The sequence below is a fragment of the Streptomyces sp. NPDC052107 genome (genome assembly GCF_040680215.1).
In the GTDB taxonomy this organism is placed as follows: domain Bacteria; phylum Actinomycetota; class Actinomycetes; order Streptomycetales; family Streptomycetaceae; genus Streptomyces.
Map to the genome: position 1 here is coordinate 236,907 of NZ_JBFAWG010000002.1, position 18,588 is coordinate 255,494.

18 protein-coding genes are annotated in these 18,588 nt (G+C 72.9%); 12 read left to right on the plus strand and 6 right to left on the minus strand.

Translation table 11 applies throughout. From position 1 onward, the window contains the following. Window positions 1-20: 20 nt before the first annotated feature. Window positions 21-962: a LysR family transcriptional regulator gene (locus AB0M27_RS02985; RefSeq protein WP_365717263.1), complete on the plus strand. Its 942-nt coding sequence runs from the start codon at window positions 21-23 to the stop codon at window positions 960-962. A gap of 232 nt (window positions 963-1,194) precedes the next feature. On the opposite strand, the gene AB0M27_RS02990 is transcribed toward AB0M27_RS02985, so the two are convergent. After that, window positions 1,195-1,902 carry a gamma-glutamyl-gamma-aminobutyrate hydrolase family protein gene (locus tag AB0M27_RS02990; protein WP_365717265.1) on the minus strand — a complete coding sequence of 236 codons (708 nt, stop codon included), beginning with the start codon at window positions 1,900-1,902 and terminating at the stop codon, window positions 1,195-1,197. 53 nt (window positions 1,903-1,955) lie between these two features. Continuing rightward, a complete protein-coding gene (locus AB0M27_RS02995) occupies window positions 1,956-2,705 on the minus strand; it encodes an FCD domain-containing protein (protein ID WP_365717267.1) in 750 nt (249 codons plus the stop codon). A 95-nt stretch (window positions 2,706-2,800) separates the two neighbouring features. Between AB0M27_RS02995 and AB0M27_RS03000 the strand changes: the two genes are divergently transcribed. From AB0M27_RS03000 to AB0M27_RS03010, 3 genes are read left to right on the plus strand one after another with little or no spacing between them, the layout of a single operon-like run. After that, window positions 2,801-4,159 (plus strand): glutamine synthetase family protein, encoded by a 1,359-nt coding sequence (locus AB0M27_RS03000; RefSeq protein ID WP_365717269.1) that lies wholly within the window; start codon window positions 2,801-2,803, stop codon window positions 4,157-4,159. Between the two features lie 23 nt (window positions 4,160-4,182). Further along, entirely contained in the window at window positions 4,183-5,556 is a 1,374-nt protein-coding gene (locus AB0M27_RS03005) for an aldehyde dehydrogenase family protein (protein ID WP_365717270.1), read from the plus strand. After that, window positions 5,553-6,335 carry a 3-oxoacyl-ACP reductase gene (locus AB0M27_RS03010; RefSeq protein ID WP_365717272.1) on the plus strand — a complete coding sequence of 261 codons (783 nt, stop codon included), beginning with the start codon at window positions 5,553-5,555 and terminating at the stop codon, window positions 6,333-6,335. The genes AB0M27_RS03005 and AB0M27_RS03010 overlap by 4 nt, the downstream gene beginning before the upstream one ends. A 12-nt stretch (window positions 6,336-6,347) precedes the next feature. On the opposite strand, the gene AB0M27_RS03015 is transcribed toward AB0M27_RS03010, so the two are convergent. Next, the gene (locus AB0M27_RS03015; protein WP_365717274.1) at window positions 6,348-7,550 is read right to left on the minus strand and encodes an amino acid deaminase/aldolase; all 1,203 of its coding nucleotides are present in this window, start codon (window positions 7,548-7,550) and stop codon (window positions 6,348-6,350) included. An 841-nt stretch (window positions 7,551-8,391) separates the two neighbouring features. Between AB0M27_RS03015 and AB0M27_RS03020 the strand changes: the two genes are divergently transcribed. After that, window positions 8,392-9,762 (plus strand): hypothetical protein, encoded by a 1,371-nt coding sequence (locus AB0M27_RS03020; protein ID WP_365717276.1) that lies wholly within the window; start codon window positions 8,392-8,394, stop codon window positions 9,760-9,762. Beyond that, window positions 9,759-10,955: a type VII secretion-associated serine protease mycosin gene (gene mycP / locus AB0M27_RS03025; RefSeq protein WP_365717277.1), complete on the plus strand. Its 1,197-nt coding sequence runs from the start codon at window positions 9,759-9,761 to the stop codon at window positions 10,953-10,955. The genes AB0M27_RS03020 and mycP overlap by 4 nt, the downstream gene beginning before the upstream one ends. Before the next feature lie 21 nt (window positions 10,956-10,976). Here the strand turns inward: mycP and AB0M27_RS03030 are convergent, their stop codons facing one another. Together AB0M27_RS03030 and AB0M27_RS03035 are read right to left on the minus strand one after the other, a co-directional pair. After that, the gene (locus AB0M27_RS03030) at window positions 10,977-12,164 is read right to left on the minus strand and encodes a lipase (RefSeq protein WP_365717279.1); all 1,188 of its coding nucleotides are present in this window, start codon (window positions 12,162-12,164) and stop codon (window positions 10,977-10,979) included. 139 nt (window positions 12,165-12,303) lie between these two features. Beyond that, a complete protein-coding gene (locus AB0M27_RS03035) occupies window positions 12,304-13,260 on the minus strand; it encodes a serine hydrolase (protein ID WP_365717281.1) in 957 nt (318 codons plus the stop codon). Between the two features lie 150 nt (window positions 13,261-13,410). On the opposite strand from AB0M27_RS03035, the gene AB0M27_RS03040 reads away from it, so the two are divergent. Next, the gene (locus AB0M27_RS03040) at window positions 13,411-14,187 is read left to right on the plus strand and encodes an SseB family protein (RefSeq protein ID WP_365717525.1); all 777 of its coding nucleotides are present in this window, start codon (window positions 13,411-13,413) and stop codon (window positions 14,185-14,187) included. On the opposite strand, the gene AB0M27_RS03045 is transcribed toward AB0M27_RS03040, so the two are convergent. Continuing rightward, window positions 14,188-14,544 carry a DUF1844 domain-containing protein gene (locus AB0M27_RS03045; RefSeq protein ID WP_365717283.1) on the minus strand — a complete coding sequence of 119 codons (357 nt, stop codon included), beginning with the start codon at window positions 14,542-14,544 and terminating at the stop codon, window positions 14,188-14,190. A 341-nt stretch (window positions 14,545-14,885) separates the two neighbouring features. Here AB0M27_RS03045 and infC point away from each other — a divergent pair, with 341 nt between their 5' ends. From infC to AB0M27_RS03070, 5 genes are all read left to right on the plus strand, one after another. Then, window positions 14,886-15,548 carry a translation initiation factor IF-3 gene (gene infC / locus AB0M27_RS03050; protein WP_078630469.1) on the plus strand — a complete coding sequence of 221 codons (663 nt, stop codon included), beginning with the start codon at window positions 14,886-14,888 and terminating at the stop codon, window positions 15,546-15,548. 113 nt (window positions 15,549-15,661) lie between these two features. Further along, the gene (gene rpmI, locus AB0M27_RS03055; RefSeq protein WP_003977225.1) at window positions 15,662-15,856 is read left to right on the plus strand and encodes a 50S ribosomal protein L35; all 195 of its coding nucleotides are present in this window, start codon (window positions 15,662-15,664) and stop codon (window positions 15,854-15,856) included. A gap of 98 nt (window positions 15,857-15,954) precedes the next feature. Then, window positions 15,955-16,338: a 50S ribosomal protein L20 gene (rplT, locus tag AB0M27_RS03060; RefSeq protein WP_004002577.1), complete on the plus strand. Its 384-nt coding sequence runs from the start codon at window positions 15,955-15,957 to the stop codon at window positions 16,336-16,338. Between the two features lie 192 nt (window positions 16,339-16,530). After that, on the plus strand, window positions 16,531-17,391 hold the full coding sequence (locus tag AB0M27_RS03065) for an RNA methyltransferase (protein WP_365717285.1): 861 nt from the start codon (window positions 16,531-16,533) through the stop codon (window positions 17,389-17,391). A 50-nt stretch (window positions 17,392-17,441) separates the two neighbouring features. Next, window positions 17,442-18,578 carry an ATP-binding protein gene (locus tag AB0M27_RS03070; RefSeq protein WP_365717287.1) on the plus strand — a complete coding sequence of 379 codons (1,137 nt, stop codon included), beginning with the start codon at window positions 17,442-17,444 and terminating at the stop codon, window positions 18,576-18,578. Window positions 18,579-18,588 lie beyond the last annotated feature (10 nt).

Genomic DNA, 18,588 nt, shown 5'->3' on the forward strand with positions numbered 1-18,588 from the left:
TCAGGGCATAAGCTGGTCTTATGAGCGAGGTGGCGGGGCAGCGGCGAGAGCGGACGGAACCGGAGCGCACGGCGTCACTGGCGCACCGGGTGCCCGACCTGGCCGCACTGGAGCTGCTGCTGGCGGTGGCGCGGCTGGGCAGTCTCGGCGCGGCGGCGCGCGAGGTCGGCATCACCCAGCCCGCCGCCAGCAGCCGGATCCGTTCCATGGAACGGCAACTGGGCGTGGCCCTCGTCGACCGCTCGCCCCGTGGCTCCCGGCTCACGGACGCGGGCGCCCTGGTGACCGACTGGGCCCGCCGTGTGGTCGAGGCGGCGGCGGCCTTCGACGCGGGTGCGCGGGCGCTGCGGGACCGGCGGGACTCGCGCCTCAGGGTCGCGGCGAGCATGACCATCGCCGAGTACCTGCTGCCGGGCTGGCTCCTCGCGCTGCACGCCGAGCGGCCCGACACGGCCGTGTCACTGCTCGCGGGCAACTCGGCGAAGGTCGCGGAACTCCTGCTGGCCGGGGAGGCGGACCTCGGGTTCGTGGAGGGCCTGTCGGTCCCGACGGGCCTGGACTCCGCCGTCATCGCCCGCGACCGCCTGATCGTCGTCACCGCGCCCGGCCATCCCTGGGCCCGCCGACGGCGCCCCGTGACGGCGGCGGAGCTGGCGGGCACCCCGCTGATCCTCCGCGAGCGCGGGTCCGGCACCCGCCAGGTCCTGGACGTGGCGCTCGGCGGCCTCGCCCGCCCCCTGATCGAGCTGTCCTCCACCACGGCGGTCAAGGCATCGGCCGTCAGCGGCGCGGGCCCCTCGGTCCTCAGCGAGCTGGTCGTGGGGGAGGAACTGGCCATGCGGCGTCTGGTCAGCATCCCCGTGGAGGGCGTCTCCCTGCACCGCGAACTGCGCGCGGTCTGGCCGACGGGACACCGACCGACCGGTCCGGCACGGGAGTTGCTGTCGCTGACGCGGGGGTGACGGGGCGAGGCTGATCGGGGGTCGGTTCACTCGCCCGGCACCGGCAGGGTGCGGGGTGCTGCCGGCCGAGGGGTCTCGCTTGCCCGCGCAGGCGGGGCGCCTCCCCCGGCTACTTCCCGCGCAGCTCCCAGACCCGGCACCGCCGGGACTGCCCACCCTGCGCCCGTTCCAGCGCGGCCAGGGCGATGCGGCCCTGGAGTGGCTCGGAAGGCGGCTCCGACCCGGTCCGGGACTACGGCTGTCCGGCCGTGCCCCGTGCGGCGGCCGTGACCAGCGCCGACATCACCCGCAGGTCCTCGCCCATCTCGGGGTGCCACTGCACGCCCAGCACCCAGCCCCGGTCCGCGGGCAGCTCGACCGCCTCCACCGTGCCGTCCGCGGCGTAGGCCGACGGCACCAGTCCCGCGCCGAGCCGGTCCACGGCCTGGTGGTGGTAGGTGGGCACGGTCGCCTCCTCCGGGACGATCCCGGCGTACAGGCTCCCCGGCACGGGCTTCACCGGGTGGCCGCCGAACACGCCGACCACCTCCGCGTGCCCCTCCAGGTGCTGGACCAGCGTCCCGCCGAGCGCCACGTTCAGCAGCTGCATGCCGCGGCAGATGCCCAGCACCGGCATTCCGGTGTCCAGCGCGGCCTCGATCAGGGCCAGTTCCCAGGCGTCACGGGCCTTGGCGGGCGGACCGGTACGGGGCTCGCGCGCGGCGCCGTACCGGGCCGGGTCCACGTCCGGGCCGCCGGCGATCACCAGCCCGTCCAGCCGGGCCACGGTCTCCGCAGCGCGCTCGGGTGCGTCCGGCGGCAGCATCGCGGCCAGCCCGCCGGCCCGCTGCACCAGCCGCGGATAGCCGGCCGGCAACAGCGCCGCGTCCAGCTCCCACACGCCCCAGCGCGCGCCGGTCTCCAGATACGTGCTGACGCCGATCAGCGGTCGTACGGTCATGCCGCCCTCCCCGGAAGCAAAAGGTTTACATTCACACCTTTACAAGAGTGCACTCATGTGAGGAAGCCCCGCAACAGCGCCGCCGTGCCCGCGCAGTGCTCGCGCATCATCTCCCGCGCGCCGTCCGCGTCCCCGTCCAGTACCGCCTCGACCAGCGCGGTGTGCTGGCGCTGCGAGTGCTCCAGGTTGCGCACCAGCAGCGGGATGCAGTCGAGCAGGTCGTTCACCGTGGCCCGGACCGCCGCGTACTGCGCGGTCAGGGAGGGGGAACCGCACAGCTCGGCGAGGGTCAGGTGGAGGAGGGTGTCCAGGCGGCGGTAGTCGGCCAGCGGGGCGTCGTGCGTGCGGGCCAGCGCCTCGCGCAGCCGGTCCGCCTGCCCGTCCGTCAGCCCGTGCGCCGCGCACAGCCCGGCCGCGCCCACCTCCAGCACCTCGCGGAAGCGCAGCACGTCCTCGATGTCGACCTCGGCGATCCGCCGCCGCAGCTCGTCCTCCCCGCCGGCGTCCGTGCGCGGCAGGACGAACGTTCCGCCGTAGCGCCCGCGCCGCGCCTCCACCAGCCCCTGGTCCTGGAGCACCTTCAGCACCTCGCGCAGTGTCACCCGGCTGATCCCGAGCCGTTCCGCCAGCTCCCGCTCGGCCGGCAGCCGTTCCCCGCCCGGCACCAGCCCCAGCCGCACGACCTGGAGGATCTGCTCCAGCGCCTCCTCGAAGCCGTTGCCCGCCCGCACCGGCCGCAGCACCGGAGCGAGCCGGTCGACTCCCGGCGCATGCGCCCCGGGCCACTCCGTCTCCCGCGACATCCGCCGTACCCCCTTCCCAAGCAATGGTTCTGAGCAATACCTTATGGCTCCCGGCCCGGCCGAAAAAGCGCGAAGGCGCCGAAGGAGGCTCTCCCGTGGCAGACCGCACACCCCCGCTCAGCGTCGAGGAACTGCACGCCCTCGTCGCAAGCGGTGAGATCGACACTGTCGTCCTCGCCTTCCCCGACATGCAAGGGCGGCTGCAGGGCAAGCGGTTCGCCGCCCGTTTCTTCCTGGACGAAGTCCTGCGCCACGGCACCGAGGGCTGCAACTACCTCCTCGCCGTCGACACCGAGATGAACACGGTCGACGGCTACGCGATGTCCTCCTGGGACCGCGGCTACGGCGACTTCGCCATGCACCCCGATCTCGCCACCCTGCGGCGCATCCCCTGGCACCCCGGCACCGCCCTGCTCGTCGCCGACCTCGCCTGGAACGACGGCTCCCCGGTCGTCGCCGCGCCCCGCCAGATCCTGCGCCGCCAGCTGGACCGGCTCGCCGAGCTCGGCTACACCGCCCAGGTCGGCACCGAGCTGGAGTTCATCGTCTTCAAGGACTCCTACGAACAGGCCTGGGACGCGGGCTACCGGGGCCTGACCCCGGCCAACCAGTACAACATCGACTACTCGATCCTCGGCACCGGCCGCATCGAGCCCCTGCTGCGCCGGCTGCGCAACGACATGGCCGGCGCCGGCCTCACCGTCGAGTCCGCCAAGGGCGAGTGCAACCCCGGCCAGCACGAGATCGCCTTCCGCTACGACGACGCCCTCGTCACCTGCGACCAGCACGCGCTGTACAAGACCGGCGCCAAGGAGATCGCCGCCCAGGAGGGCGTCTCGATCACCTTCATGGCCAAGTTCAACGAACGCGAGGGCAACTCCTGCCACATCCATCTCTCGCTCGTCGACGCCGACGGCACCAACGCCATGGCGGGCCCCGAGGGGATGTCGGACGTCATGCGGTACTTCCTCGCCGGACAGCTCGCCGCCCTGCGCGACTTCTCGCTCCTCTACGCCCCGAACATCAACTCCTACAAGCGGTTCCAGCCGGGCTCCTTCGCCCCCACCGCCGTCGCCTGGGGCCACGACAACCGCACCTGCGCCCTCCGCGTGGTCGGCCACGGCCGCTCCCGGCGCTTCGAGAACCGCCTCCCCGGCGGGGACGTGAACCCGTACCTCGCCGTCGCCGGTCTGGTCGCGGCCGGCCTGTACGGCATCGAGCAGAAGCTGGAACTGCCCGAGCCGTGCCCGGGCAACGCCTACACCGCCGACTTCGAGCACGTGCCGACGACTCTCCGCGAGGCCGCCGAGCTGTGGGAGAACAGCCCGATCGCGAAGGCCGCCTTCGGCGACGCGGTCGTCGCGCACTACCGCAACATGGCGCGCGTCGAGCTGGAGGCCTTCGACGCCGCGGTCACCGACTGGGAGCTGCGTCGCTCCTTCGAACGCCTGTGACAACGCCTGTGAAAGGTCATCACGTGTCCGACCCGCACGAACTCGTCGTCGTCAACCCCGCCACCGAAGAGGTCGTCGCCACCGTCCCCGCCGCGAGCGAGGAGGACGTGGCCGCCGCCGTCGTACGGGCCACGCGCGCCCAGACCGGATGGGCCGCCCTCGCCCCCGCCGACCGGGCCCGGCTGCTGCGCCGCTTCGCCGACACCGTCGACGCGCACCTCGAAGAACTCGCCCAGCTGGAGGTCCGCGAGGCAGGCCACACCGTCGGCAACGCCCGCTGGGAGGCCGGCAACGCCCGCGACCTGCTGCTGTACGCGGCCGGCGGGGCCGAACGCCTCCTCGGCAAGCAGATCCCGGTGCCCGGCGGCTGGAACGTCACCTTCCAGGAGCCCCTGGGTGTCGTCGGCGTGATCGCCCCCTGGAACTTCCCGATGCCGATCGCCGCCTGGGGCTCCTTCCCGGCGCTCGCGGCCGGCAACGCGGTCGTCCTCAAGCCCGCCGAGACCACCCCGCTCACCGCGCTCCGCCTCGCCGAACTCGCCCTGGGGGCGGGCCTGCCCGAGCACGTGTTCCAGGTACTGCCCGGTTACGGCCCAACCGCCGGGCGCGCCCTGGTCGACCACCCGGACGTGGCGAAGATCGTGTTCACCGGGTCCACCCGCACCGGCCGCGAGGTCATGGAGCGCTGCGCGAGGCTCGTCAAGCCGGTCACCCTCGAACTCGGCGGCAAGAGCCCCAACGTCGTCTTCGCCGACGCCGACCTCAAGGCCGCCCTGAACCCCTTCTCCTTCCTGGACAACTCCGGCCAGGACTGCTGCGCCCGCACCCGCATCCTCGTGCAGGAACCGGTGCTGGAGGAGGCCCGGGACTTCCTCGCGGACGCCCTCGCCTCCGTCGTCGTGGGCGACCCCGCCGACGAGAAGACCCAGATGGGCCCGCTGATCTCCCGTCAGCAGCTCGACCGCGTACGGTCGTACGTCCCCGAGGACGCCCCGGCGCTGTGCGGCAGCGCCCCCGACGGCCCCGGCTTCTGGTTCCCGCCGACGGTCCTGACGGGGGAGCGGCCGGACGGCCAGGCGGCCCGCGAGGAGATCTTCGGCCCCGTCGCCGTCCTGCTGCCCTTCACCGACGAGGAGGACGCGATCCGCCTCGCCAACGACACCCCCTACGGCCTCTCCGGCTCCCTGTGGACCCGGGACCTCGGCCGCGCCCTGCGCGTCTCCCAGGCCGTGCGCGCGGGCAACCTGTCCGTCAACTCCCACTCCAGCGTCCGCTACTGGACCCCGTTCGGCGGCTTCAAGCAGTCCGGCCTCGGCCGTGAGCTGGGCCCCGACGCCCTGACCGCCTTCACCGAAACCAAGAACGTCTTCATCAGCACGGAGGGCCCCGCACAGTGACCGACAACAGTGTTTGCCGCCGCCTGGTCGGCCGTACCGCCGTCGTGACCGGAGCCGGCAGCGGCATCGGCCTCGCCACCGCACGCCGGCTCGCCTCCGAGGGCGCCCACGTGGTCTGCGCGGACGTGGACGAGGCCCGCGGCAAGGCCGTCGCCGACGAGGTCGGCGGACTCTTCGTGAAGGTCGACGTCACCGACCCCGAGCAGGTCGAGGTGCTGTTCAAGACGGCCTACGACACCTACGGCAGCGTCGACGTCGCCTTCAACAACGCCGGCATCTCCCCGCCCGACGACGACTCCATCCTGGAGACCGGCCTGGAGGCCTGGAAGCGGGTCCAGGAGGTCAACCTCACCTCCGTCTACCTGTGCTGCAAGGCCGCCATCCCCTACATGCGGCGCCAGGGCAAGGGCTCCATCATCAACACCGCGTCCTTCGTGGCGCGGATGGGCGCGGCGACCTCGCAGATCTCCTACACCGCGTCCAAGGGCGGCGTGCTGGCCATGTCCCGGGAACTGGGTGTGCAGTTCGCGCGGGAGGGCATCCGCGTGAACGCCCTGTGCCCGGGACCGGTCAACACCCCGCTCCTGCAGGAGCTGTTCGCCAAGGACCCCGAGCGGGCCGCGCGCCGTCTCGTGCACATCCCGGTCGGCCGGTTCGCCGAGGCCGAGGAGATCGCCGCCGCCGTCGCCTTCCTGGCCAGCGACGACTCCTCCTTCGTCAACGCCACCGACTTCCTGGTGGACGGCGGAATCGCGGGCGCGTACGTCACGCCCCTGTAGGACGCTGCGCCGTCAGAGGAACGTCTGCCCCTCACCCCGGTAGGTCGGCACGGTCGCTGTCACCTCGTCGCCCTCGACGAGGTGCAGAGCCGCGAACCGCTCGCACAGCTCTCCCGCCTTGGCGTGCCGGAACCACACCTTGTCGCCGATGAGCAGGTCGTCGGCGGGCGAGCCGAGCAGCGGGGTCTGCACCTCGCCGGGGCCTTCCTGGGGGTCGTACTGCAGCCCCTCCGGCAGGTACGGCACCGGCAGCCGGTCGGGGCCGGCGGCGCCGGAGGCCGGGTAGCCGCCGCCGAGCACGGTGACGACGCCGACGCCCGGGCGGCGTACGACGGGCTGGGCGAAGAGGGCGGCCGGACGGCCGGTGAAGGACGTGTAGTTGTCGAAGAGGCGCGGCACGTACAGCCCCGAACCGGCCGCTATCTCGGTCACGGAGTCCTCGGCGGCGGTGTGCTGCACACTGCCCGTGCCGCCGCCGTTGACGAACTCCAGGCCGGGCACGACCTCCCGCACCGCGCGCACCACCGCGGCCCGCCGCTCGGCCAGTTCCCGGCGGGCGGTCGCCTGCATCAGCCGGATGGCCCGGGACCTCAGCGGCCGCCCGGCCACCGCGTCCCCGACGCCCGCGATGTGCCCCTCATACGCCATGATCCCGACCAGCCGGAAGCCCGGGCGCCGGGCCACCGACCGGGCCAGCTCGGTGAGTTGGGCGGGGGAGTGCAGCGGAGAACGCCGCGCCCCGACCCGGACCCGGCCGCCGAGCAGCTTCAGCGAGGTGTCCAACTCCAGGCAGACACGTACCACTTCGCGTCCGCCGTCGCGGGCGGCGTCGATGAGATCGAGGTGCGCCGGATCGTCCACCATCACGGTCACCGCACCGGCGAGCTTGGGATCGGCGGCCAGTTCCGCGAAACCGCTGCGGTCGGCGGACGGATAGGCCAGCAGGACGTCGTCGAACCCGGAGCGGGCGAGCCACAGCGACTCGGCGAGGGTGAACGACATGATGCCCTGGAAGCCGTCCATGGCCAGGACGCGCTCCAGCAGGGCCCGGCAGCGAACCGACTTGCTGGCGACCCGGACCGGCTTGCCGGCGGCCCGGCGGACGAGGTCGGCCGCGTTGGCGTCGAAGGCGTCCAGGTCCACGATCGCGAGAGGGGCGTCGAGATGGGCGGTGGCCCGGTCGTAACGGGCCCGGTCGGCGGCGCGCGCAGTCATGACGGAAGCCTGCCAGACAGGATTACCGCAGGGTAGGGGGACGTTCCGGGCAGATGCCCCGGTGCTCCGGACTGGTTCTGATTCTGGTCCGGACAACCCGTAGAGTGACGCGCACGTACGCCGGAAGGCGCCCGGCCGCTTCACCTGAACCGGGATGCCGGTCCAGCCGTACGGGTATGCGTGCCCGGGACGGAGCTTCCGCGCCGGGCGCGGCCGAGCAGCGCAGCGGCCCGCGTACGTGAGGACGGCCCGGGCACGAGGAAACGGGGGGTGCATGACCACCGAGGCACGCCACGCTCCCATACCCCCACGCCCCTCGGCCCCACCGCGCCCGTCCACCCCGCCCGCCGACGCCGACGACGAGCCGTCGGTCTTCACACCGCGAGCCGGCCGCCCGTCCACCGGGGCTGGGGCGCGCGAGGAGGACGCTTCTTCGGCGGCCGCCGCCAGCGAGGGTCACGCGCCGGCCGAGGGCTTCACCCGTGGAGGCGGGTCTTCGGCCGGCACAGCCGGAGGTGAGGGGCGGGCAACCGCCGGAGGCTTCGCGGGTCAGGGCTCGCCTTCTGCCGCGGCGTCCGCGGGCAACGCCTCGTCCTCGATCGGGCGGTCCACAGGCGGCGCCTCGTCCTCGGCTTGGCGGTCCGCGCGCGACGCCTCGCCTGCGGTCGCGGGGTCCGCGGGCAACGGCTCGCCTTCGGCTGGTCGGTCCGCGGGCAGCGGCTCCCCTTTCACCGACGCCGGGCGTGACGGCCAGGCTCCCCGCGGGGGCGCCGGTGCTCGTGCCGGGCAGGGGGCTCGGCCCGGCGTACCGCACCCCGTCGTGCCCGCCGCCGGCGAGCCCGTGAGCCCCCCGCCACCGCCCGCCTCCGCCCGGTTCCCCGACGCCCCGCCCAGCACGGGGCGCGAGGCGCGCCGGAACGAGACCGGTGCGGTCGGATCCGCGGGCTCCGCCCACCGCCCCGGACGGCAGTCCGGGAAGCCTGACGCCCCTGCGGAGACCCCCGCCGAGACGACGGCCCGGCTCCGCCCCGTCACCGCGTCGGAGACGACGGCCCGGCTCCGCCCCGTCACCGCGTCGGAGACGACGGCCCGGCTCCGCCCGATCACCGACTCCCCGAAGGCACCGCGTCCTGGTGCCGCGCCCGCCCCGGCCCCCGCTCCCGGAAGTCCGTCCGCCGGGACGAACGGTGAGCGTCGTACTGCGGCCGTCCCCGGTCGTTCGGCCGCCGGGTCCACCGGCGAGCGCGGTACCGCCTCCGCCCCGACGTCCGCTGCCGCGCCCACCGCCGGGCGGGCCGCGCCCGCGTGGAGCCCGATGGCGCCCGCCCATCCCGTCGGCCCGCCACCACCCGCCGGTGCCTTCGGGCCGGACCCCGCGCTGTCCTGGAGCGTCGCCGCGGCCGCGCGGCCCGTCGTGACGTTCGGGGAGCCCGAGGCCTTCAGCGAGCGGGCCTGGCACCGGGTGGGACCCCGTACCGCTGCCGCTGCCGCCTGTCTCGTGCTCGGTCTCGGTCTCATCGGCGGTGCGGTGACCGGGAGTTGGCTCACCGACGACGGCGGGGACGACGCCACCGGCGACCACTTCGCCACCGCCGGGGCGCTGTGGCACAACGTGCCCGTCGACCAGCTGTTCCCGCTCACTGTGCAGGGCACGGGCGCCGGACCCGGCGGCGCCGACCGCACCTGGACCAGGATCGCCGTGGCCCCGGACACCGGCTGCGCGCACGCCTTCGACCCGCTGCTGCAGAAGGTGCTCGCCCCGGTCGGCTGCCAGCGACTCCTGCGCGCCACGTACACCGACGCCACCCAGAGCTATGTCACCACCGTCGGCCTGCTGTTCACCAAGGCCGACCCGGCCGCCATGTCCGCGCTCGCCCACCGCTTCCGCACCGAGCGCCTGGACCGGCGCGCCGACCTGATGCCCCGGCCGTACGCGGCCAAGGGCACCGCCGCGGCCGGCTTCGGCGACAAGCAGCGCGCCTCCTGGACCATCTCCGTCCTCACCGACGCCCCCGTCGTCGCCTACGCCGTCTCCGGCTGGGCCGACGGCCGCAGCGTCGATTCGCCCCAGCCCGCCGCCGGCGCCGTCAGCGCCGGCGCCACCACCGCACCGGCCCAGGCCGGGCTCGGCAACGAGGCGCAGGGACTGGCCGACCGCATCGAACGGCGCCTGCGCCAGAGCATCGGCACGGCCACGGAGAATCCTTCATGAGGCGATCGAGGCAATCGGCACGCGTCCGCCACCGTGTGGAACCCGCCCGCGCGGCGCTGAGCCTGCTGCTGGCCGGCGCCCTCGCCCTGGCGCCGGCCACCACGGCCCACGCGGACGGCATACGCGCCCAGCAGTGGGGCCTGTCCGCGCTGCACCTGGACGAGGCCTGGCGGACCACCAAGGGCCGCGGCGTCACCGTCGCCGTCCTGGACACCGGCGTCGAGGCCGACCATCCGGACCTCGCCGGCAACGTCCTACCCGCCAAGGACATGATCGGCTTCGGTGCCGAGCAGGGCGACCGCGACTGGGCCCGGCACGGCACCGCCATGGCCGGCATCATCGCCGGGCACGGCCACGGTCCGGGCAACGGCGCCGGTGTCATGGGCGTCGCTCCGGAGGCGAAGATCCTGCCCGTGCGCGTGATCCTGGAGGACGGCGACCCCGCCCGCGCCAAGGCCCGCACCAGCCGCGGCAGCGCCCTCGCCGACGGCATCCGCTGGGCCGCCGACCACGGCGCCGACGTCATCAACCTCTCCCTCGGCGACGACTCGAACTCCGCGCACCCCGAACCCAGCGAGGACGAGGCCGTGCAGTACGCCCTGAAGAAGGGCGTGGTGGTCGTCGCCTCCGCGGGCAACGGCGGAGACAAGGGCGACCATGTCTCCTATCCCGCCGCCTACCCCGGAGTCATCGCCGCGACCGCCGTCGACCGCTACGGCACCCGCGCCTCCTTCTCGACCCGCCGCTGGTACGCCGCGGTCAGCGCACCCGGCGTCGACGTGGTCATCGCCGACCCCGACCACAGGTACTACGCGGGCTGGGGCACTTCGGCCGCCTCCGCCTTCGTCTCCGGCGCCGCGGCCCTGGTCAAGGCCGCCCATCCCGAGCTGAGCCCGGCCCAGGTCAAGAAGCTCCTGGAGGACACCGCCCGGAACGCGCCGGTCGGCGGCCGGGACGACTCCCGCGGTTTCGGCATGATCGACCCGGCGGCCGCGCTGCGGGCGGCCGAGCGGCTCAGGTCGCAGAGCCTGCGGGCGGCGTCGTACGGGAAGAAGTACTTCGGCGAAGGTCCGGACGCCCCCAAGGCCTCGTCCTCGACCGCCGACTGGGCGGGCCCCCTGGCCGGCGGCACCGGCGGGGTCCTGCTGGTGGCGGGCGTGGTGCTGTGGCGGGGCCGCAGGCAGCGGGTCTGAGGGCGTCCGGGCGCCAGCCCGCTAACCGGCGATGTACAGGATCTCCGGGTAGCGCTGCGACGCGCCCCGCAGCAGATGCCCGGTGTCCGGGCGGCCGCACAGCTGGAGGTCGAAGAAGGCCCGCACGGTCGCCCGGACGGCCGCGACCGCCCGGTCGGCGGGGATCGTGCCGGCCTGCAACTGCTGCCGCACCGGCTCGGGCACCTGCGGGGCGACGGCCACGATGTCGGTGAAGGAGTTGTGGTCCGCGTCCGCGAGCCGCAGACAGCGGTGCCAGTCACGCAGGTGCCGCCAGAACGGCGGCCAGGAGCCGTCCTGGTTCAGCCCGTCGTGGATCGCCGTGTCCATCAGCAGGAAGGGCAGGTCGAGACCGTGCTCGACCACCGGGCCGTACAGGGCGCCGTCCAGGTCGATGCCGGCCCGCACCCGCTCGTCCAGATACATCACGAGCGCCGACGCGGCGCCGCCCCGGGAGTGCCCGAAGGCGCCGACCCGCGTGAGGTCCAGCGTCCCGCGCAGCCCGCGCGGGAGCGGGCGCCGCTCGGCGTCGGGGTTGCCGCCCCGGTCCAGCACGGCCAGCGCGTCGAGGACGAACCGCAGGTCGGCGGCGCGCACCAGGACCGCGGCCGTGCGGGCCTCGTCGCTCGCGTCGTCGGGGCGGTTGACCACCACGCGGCCGTCCGGGAACTCCACCTCGCTCGAGTCGTAGGGGTGGTCGACCGCGGCCACGACATAGCCCCAGGAGGCCAGTTCCTCGATGAGCAGCGTGTTGAAGGTGCGGTCCGACCGGTAGCCCGGCGAGTGGAGCAGCACCGGACGGCGGCCCGGCCGGGCCGGTGCGCGGTCCGCGCTGTGGGTCTGGGGGAGCGCGTAGCCGTCCACCGCGCCGCCGAAGCGGGCCTTCAGCGCACGCTCGGCACCCGCCGGCAGCCAGGGCAGCATCCTGCGGTCATGGACGTCGACGGCGGGGTACGTCACGGTCACCATCACCTCGCGCGGCTGCCCCGACCAGGGATCCGTCCGCGAGGGGTCGACCAGGTGCAGCTCCACGGCACCCACCGGCAGGGGCCCGGTCGGCCCGGCCAGGCGGATGGGGACGAGATCGGCCGCCGCTGCCGGTGCGGACACCGACAAGGGAACGGCGAGGGCGGCTGCGGCTCCGAGGCCACCGGCTATGAGGGAACGGCGAGTTGGGCGTACGGGAGGCATCGCGCTCCTTCCGTGGCCGGACCCGAGGCGCACATCGAAAAGTAAAGAGGACTCCATCGTCCGGCCCGCTCATCGTCAAGTTCCTTAAAGGCTAGATCATTTGGGGTCGGAAACCACGTCAATTATCGGTTCACACCGATCACTTACCGGCGAACGCCGACACCGCCGCCTTCGCCGCCGCCTCCACCAGCGCGATGCCCTTCGCCTGTGTCCGCGTGCCCTTCGACAGCACCGCCACCAGGTAATCGGAGCCGTCCACCATGATCCGCCCGATGCTGTTCACGTCCCACAGCCCGGTCGTGCTGCGCGGCAGCCAGCCGTTCTTCAGTGCCCAGGAGTTGCCCTCCGCGGCGGCCGACACCCCCCACCGCTGATCTGCCTCCACCGACTCCATCAGCCCCTGCGCATAGGTCCGGGAGGCCGCGTTCAGCTTGGAGTTCGCCCCGAACACCTGCTGGAGCAGGACGAGTTGGTCTGCGGCCGTGGTCTGCGTCAGTCCCCACAGCTCGCCCTCGCCGCCGGAGGTCGTGGTCAGGCCGAAGCGCTTGTTCGCCGCGTCCAGGCCGCCCGCCCGCCCGATCGTGTGCCACAGCGCCGTCGCGGACGCGTTGTCGCTGTTCTCGATCATCTTCGTGGCGTACGCCTTCTCGGCCGCCGTCAGCTGCCGGCCCGCGTCCTGCGCCTGGAGCAGCAGTGTGGCCAGGACGTCGACCTTCACGATGCTCGCCGTGTCGAAGACCGCGTCGTCGTACGCGGCGCTCTCCCCGGAGTCCACCGCCAGCACCGCCACCGACACCCGCGCACCCGAGGGCACGCTCACCGCCGTCATCGCCTTGCCCAGCAGCGCCTCCCGGTCCACCGCCGGCTCCGTCACGGGTTCCACCGAGGCCTCCTCGCCCGCCCCGGCCGAGGGGGAGGCCGAGGGCGTCGCCGCCGACGATACGGCCGCCGCCCCCGAGTGCGCCCGTGCCTTCACATACACCGTGCCCCCGGCCGTCACCCCGCCCACGGCGACCACGGCGAGCGCGACGGACAGCAGCGGACCGCGCCGGGATGGGCGCGCACGACGGCCACGGCGGGCTCTGGAGGACTCCATGCCCGCGATGCTCGGGGCGCGGACTGTGCGCCCCGTTAGGCGGACGTGAGATCAAGGTCAGCGAATACTGAGATTCCTGTGAAAGCGATGACGGCACTGTTTCCGGCCCCGCACAAGGGCAGCAGCTTCCCCCCTATAGGGTCGGTGACCGTGGCGAACAAGAACATTCCCGACCCCGGCTTCTCCGACGACGACGGCTCCGCCGACCCCCGGCTGAGCGCCGCGCTCGCCGCCTGGGCCGAGGACCACAGCGCCCTCGGGCCCGTCCTCGAAGCGCTGAAGACTGCCCGTCTGCTGGTCCCGGTCGTCGCCGTGCTCGGTGAGGTCGAGGAGGACCGTGAAGGGGGCCGCGAAGCGTCGAACAAGGGTGGCGGGCGACGGGTGGTCGGGCTGCGCCGCGAGAAGACCAGCGACATGGCCGTACCCACCCTGAAGGCCGGCCACCGCACCGCCCTGCCCGCCTTCACCTCCACCGACTCCCTCGCCCGCTGGGATCCCGGGGCCCGCCCGGTCGCCGTACCCCTGCACCAGGCGCTGCAGGCCGCCGCCCACGAGAAGGCCGACACGGTCGTGCTGGACCTCGCCGGACCGGTGCCCTTCGAGCTGACCGGCCCGGCGCTGCTCGCCCTCGCCGAGGGCCGCACCAGCACCGACCCGCTCGCCGACCGGGCCGTGATCGAGGCCGTCCGTACGGCGGTGGCGGCGGAGCCCGCCGTGCTGCGCGCCCACCTCGGGCCCGGACGGGCCGACGGCACCCTCGCCCTCGTCCTCGACCCGGCCGCACCGCCCGCCGAGGCCGCCCGCGCGGTCGCCGAGCGGCTCGCCACCGACGAAACACTGAGGGCCCGCCTGGTGCGCGGCCTCGACCTGGCACTGCTGCCGGCCGGGACCACGCCTCCGGGCGAGCCCCTGTACGTGAAGGGATAGCTAGCCGTAGACCGGGCCGGTGTACTTCTCGCCCGGTCCCTGGCCCGGCTCGTCCGGGACGATCGACGCCTCGCGGAACGCCAGCTGCAGCGACTTCAGGCCGTCGCGCAGCGGCGCCGCGTGGAAGGAGCTGATCTCGGTCGTGCCCGCGTCCAGCAATCCGGCGAGCGCGGTGATCAGCTTGCGGGCCTCGTCCAGGTCCTTGTACTTCTCGCCCTCCTCGCTCAGCCCGAGCTTCACGGCGGCGGCGCTCATCAGGTTGACGGCGACCGTCACGATCACCTCGACGGCGGGGACCTCGGCGATGTCGCGGGTCATCGCGTCGAAGTCGGGGCTCTCAAGAGGGGTCTCACTCATGCCCCACACGATAAGCGGTTCCCGCTTACGGGTTCTCGATTAGGCCTTGTCAATCGATCCTGGTAACCTGGTTGACGACCGGCCGAACATGCATGTGTGCGGCCCACAAGTGGAGGCTCCGATCTCCCACCTGACCGTCCCCCGGGACGGCGGGTCATCCGGTCAGGCGGCCACCATCGTTCCGTACGGACGATGGAGTCGCCCGAAAGTGCGCCCCGCGGTCACCGCGGCGGTGCTCCGGTAGTCATTGGAGCCCCGCCTGTGATCGTCCGGGGCATTTTTTCTGCTTCGGCGCGGTTAGGTCTACTGAACAGACATACGCGGCTGTCCGCCAGACAACCGTGTGGTGCTACCGAGGAGGATCCATCAGCGCCGAGCCCCGCATCAACGACCGGATTCGCGTTCCCGAGGTGCGACTTGTCGGTCCCAGTGGCGAGCAGGTGGGCATCGTCCCACTCGCTAAGGCACTGGAGCTTGCGCAGGAGTACGACCTGGACCTGGTCGAGGTCGCGGCGAACGCCCGTCCGCCCGTGTGCAAGCTCATGGACTACGGGAAGTTCAAGTACGAGTCGGCCATGAAGGCCCGTGAGGCGCGCAAGAACCAGGCGCACACGGTCATCAAGGAGATGAAGCTCCGGCCGAAGATCGACCCGCACGACTATGACACCAAGAAGGGTCACGTCGTACGGTTCCTCAAGCAGGGCGACAAGGTCAAGATCACGATCATGTTCCGTGGTCGCGAGCAGTCCCGGCCCGAGCTGGGCTACCGACTGTTGCAGCGTCTCGCGGAGGACGTCCAGGACCTCGGTTTCGTCGAGTCGAACCCGAAGCAGGACGGCCGGAACATGATCATGGTCCTCGGTCCGCACAAGAAGAAGACCGAGGCCATGGCCGAGGCCCGACAGGCGCAGGAAGCCCGCAAGGCGGAGGCGAAGGCCAACCCCGGGCGTTCGCAGAACCCTGCCGAGGCCGAGGCGTCCGCCGAGGAGCCCGCCGAGGCGTGATCCCGGGGGACCCGAGGGTCCCCGAGGATGTAATCGACAGAACAGCGACGCTCCACCGTGCCCGGTTTCGCGACCGGGCACCGGAGCGCCACCGACGAGGAGATAACGGCGCTATGCCGAAGAACAAGTCGCACAGCGGTGCCAGCAAGCGCTTCAAGATCACCGGCTCCGGCAAGGTGCTCCGCGAGCGCGCCGGCAAGCGCCACCTGCTCGAGCACAAGTCGTCCCGCGTCACGCGTCGCCTCACCGGCAACGCCGAGATGGCCCCGGGCGACGCCGCGAAGATCAAGAAGCTTCTCGGCAAGTGACCCGCGGCGCCGTCTGAGCGCCGTACGTCTGGACCGGGACCGAATCGTTTCCGGGTCGTGTGAGTACCCCCCACGGCCCCGCTACAAGGAGTTAACAAGTGGCACGCGTCAAGCGGGCAGTCAACGCCCACAAGAAGCGCCGGGCGATCCTCGAGCAGGCCTCCGGCTACCGCGGTCAGCGTTCGCGCCTCTACCGCAAGGCCAAGGAGCAGGTCACCCACTCGCTGGTCTACAACTACAACGACCGCAAGAAGCGCAAGGGCGACTTCCGTCAGCTGTGGATCCAGCGCATCAACGCCGCTGCCCGCGCCAACGGCATCACCTACAACCGCTTCATCCAGGGTCTGAAGGCCGCGAACGTCGAGGTCGACCGCAAGATCCTGGCCGAGCTGGCGGTGAACGACGCGGGCGCTTTCGCCGCCCTCGTCGAGGTCGCGCAGAAGGCGCTGCCGTCGGACGTCAACGCGCCCAAGGCCGCGTGACGCTGCGCCGGCTTTGAGCCGACGCTCACTGGACCCGCAGGCTTTTACGGCTTGCGGGTCCTGTTGTTGGGGTCCCTCGGCCGTCGTTCGGCTGCGGGTGGGTCGTGGTCGCCCGCGCAGTTCCCCGCACCCCTTCGGGGCGCGACACCTGGGCGGTGCCACAAAGAGAAGATCTTGAAGGTGAACAAGAGGATGCCCCCCGTCAGCCCCGACCCGATCTCCCCCCGCTCCGCCCGTGTGTCCGCCGCCCGGCGGCTCGCCAAGCGGAACTTCCGGGGTAAGGACCGGCTGTTTCTCGCGGAGGGGCCGCAGGCCGTCCGGGAGGCGGCCGGGCATCGGGTCGACGGCACGCCCACCCTCGTCGAGCTGTTCGCCACCGCCGAGGCCGCGGAGCGGTACGCCGACATCATCGGGGCCGCGCGGGACGCGGGCGCCCGGGTGCATCTCGCGTCCGAGGACGTCATCGCCGACATATCGACCACCGTCACCCCGCAGGGGCTGGTCGGGGTGTGCCGGTTCCTGGACACGCCCTTCGAGGAGATCCTCGCCGCCCGGCCCCAGCTGGTCGCCGTGCTCGCCCATGTGCGCGACCCCGGCAACGCCGGCACCGTGCTGCGCTGCGCCGACGCCGCCGGCGCCGAGGCCGTGGTCCTCACCGACGCCTCCGTCGACCTGTACAACCCCAAGGCCGTACGCGCCTCTGTGGGCTCCCACTTCCACCTGCCCGTCGCCGTCGGCGTGCCCGTCGAGCGGGCCGTCGAAGGGCTGAAGGACGCCGGGGTGCGCATCCTCGCCGCCGACGGGGCGGGGGACCGTGACCTGGACGAGGAGCTGGACAAGGGGTCCATGGGCGGGCCGACCGCGTGGGTGTTCGGCAACGAGGCCTGGGGGCTGCCGGAGGAGACCCGCGCGCTCGCGGACGCCGTGGTGCGCGTGCCGATCCACGGGAAGGCCGAGAGCCTGAACCTCGCCACCGCCGCCGCCGTATGTCTCTACGCGTCGGCCCGTGCACAGCGCGCCTCCGGAGGGTGCCGTTCCGTCACCCAGAGCTAGTAGGGTGACCAGCTCGGGGCCCTGCGCCGTCTGAGAGGTGGGGTACGGGGATGAGTGTGGCCGGCACGAGCAGCGCGCCGGAGGGGCGGGACGCGCGGCGTACACCCGCGTCCCGGCACGCTGACCACGGCTCCGGCCTCGACCCCGACCAGCTGCCCGACGGCCTCGTCGTCGCCGACGAGCACGGCCGCGTCGTCTGCTTCAACGCCGCCGCCGCACGGATCACCGCCCTACACGCCGCCGACGCCCTCGGACAGCCGCTGGAGAAGGCGCTGCCGTTGGAGGATCTGGAGGGCCGCCGCTGGTGGCAGCTCACCGATCCCTACGGAGGGCTCGCAATCCGGGTGCGGCAGCCGGAGCGCAATCTGTTGCTGCCCGGCGGGCGGGAGGTGCTGGTGTCCGCCCGGTATGTGCGGGAGCGGCGTCTGGGGCCCGTCCAGCGGGTCGTCGTCTCCCTGCGGGACACCGAGGCCCGCCGGCGTACCGAGCGCAGCCATGCCGAGCTGATAGCGACGGTCGCCCATGAACTGCGCTCGCCCCTCACCTCCGTGAAGGGCTTCACCGCCACGCTCCTCGCCAAGTGGGAACGCTTCACCGACGACCAGAAGCGGCTGATGCTGGAGACCGTCGACGCCGACGCCGACCGGGTCACCCGGCTCATCGCCGAGCTGCTCGACATCTCGCGGATCGACTCCGGGCGGCTGGAGGTGCGCCGGCAGCCCGTCGACATCGGGGCCGCCGTCTCCCGGCACATCCAGGCCTACGTCGCCGCCGGCCAGCCCGCCGACCGCTTCCTGCTCCGCATCGAACAGCCGCTGCCCGGTCTGTGGGCCGACCCCGACAAGATCGACCAGGTGCTCAGCAACCTGATCGAAAATGCCGTGCGGCACGGCGAGGGAACCGTCAGCATGGACGTGACGCCCTGCGCATCCCCGCGCGAGGGCGAGGAAACCGGCACGTCGGTCACGGTGAGCGACGAGGGTCCCGGCATCCCGGAGGAGTCCATGAACCGCGTCTTCACCCGCTTCTGGCGGGGCAGCAAGCGCGGCGGCACCGGCCTCGGGCTGTACATCGTCAAGGGCATCGTCGAGGCCCACGGCGGCACCATCACGGTCGGCCGCGCCCCCGGCGGCGGCGCCGAGTTCCGATTTACGTTGCCCGTGGGCGCGCCGGCGTATCTCGCCTAGCGGCCCACGG